The following is a 1,156-nucleotide window of genomic DNA, read 5'->3' as shown; positions in this document are numbered from 1 at the left end:
ATCCCGTCGAGTTGGTCGCGTTCCCAGATCGCCCGCACCGCCTGGTCGTAGGGCTTGATCTCGTCCAGGTAGTCGACGTCGGGGGCGTCAGCGACGTGGAAACGGCCGGCGGCGAGGTCTTCGAGTTCTTGCGATGGCACGCGCGGCAGGAGGTCGCTAACCCACTTTGTGCGGCGGGTTCTGTCTCCGCCCTCCGTGCAGTCGCAGATGATGCGCCACCCGATCGCGGTCGCAGCCGGCCGCGTTTCGTAGATCGTGTCGTTGATCGCACCTGGCTCACCGACGTACTCCATTCCGACGACTACTTTGCCCGCTGTGAAGGTGCGGCCGGGACTGATGCACGATCAGGTGACAGTGTCACCTATCCGTGCAGCAGACCCGATCCATGCCCGTAGGCATCGGGCGCCCGAGAGGATCCCAGCTTCGATGAGGTTGGCGGCGGGCTGGGGGCGCTCGTTTAGCCACGCATCGCCATTCAAGGCGAGCCACACCAGCAGCACGGTGCCGATGCCGGCGCCGATCGCTCCCAGACGGATCAACACCGCGGCCACAGGCCAGACATTCACCAAGCAGGAGTCCACGCCCATCGGCTGGCGCCCAGTTCCCGAACAAGGACACCGCTCGACCAGACGCCAAGCCCGCGATCGACCACTCACAATACAGGGATCACCACATGTCCCAGTCGGACGTTCGGCCCACCCGCGGACCCACTCCGAGGCTAAGTGTCGGAGGGTCCTGATGGACTGTGCTCATGATCGAGATCGACGCTACGCACACTCCGTATGAGGTCAGTGACCTCGACGCGGGGTGCTTGCTTGCGGTGATCTCGGAGGATCGCGTGCGGGTGTTGAAGGGTGTGCGGCGGCAGTTGCGGTTGGCGCACCAGTGGTGCGTGGTCAATCCGGTCGTTCCTGGTGGTTCGGCTGCTTCGTGGTGTGACGATGCTGCGTTCGCCTCCTTGGATCTGGACGACTTCTTGGGCGGTGAGGGGACTCCGGCTGTCGCGGCGTTCGCTGCCGAGGAGTTCGCCGCCGCCTCTGGCATCTCCCGGTACGCCGCGTTGTCGCTGCTGGCAGACGCGCTGGATCTCCACCACCGACTCCCCTTGCTGTGGGCACAGGTGGAGTTGTTGGAGGTGCCGGGCTGGAAGGCCCGC

Annotated in this window: 1 protein-coding gene and 1 pseudogene; one reads left to right on the top strand and one right to left on the bottom strand. The window is 65.2% G+C overall.

All coding sequences use genetic code 11. The annotated features are described in order from the left end of the window. A partial coding sequence (locus ABD151_RS21760) for a hypothetical protein (protein WP_343996975.1) occupies positions 1–293 on the bottom strand: 293 nt, incomplete at its 3' end. A 458-nt stretch (positions 294–751) separates the two neighbouring features. Here ABD151_RS21760 and ABD151_RS21755 point away from each other — a divergent pair. Next, a pseudogene (locus ABD151_RS21755) lies at positions 752–1,156 on the top strand (hypothetical protein); the annotation flags it as partial.

Origin of the sequence: Nocardioides dubius, from assembly GCF_039528155.1 — a bacterium.
GTDB classification, from domain to species: Bacteria; Actinomycetota; Actinomycetes; order Propionibacteriales; family Nocardioidaceae; genus Nocardioides; species Nocardioides dubius.
This window is presented reverse-complemented; position numbering and strand designations above follow the sequence as displayed.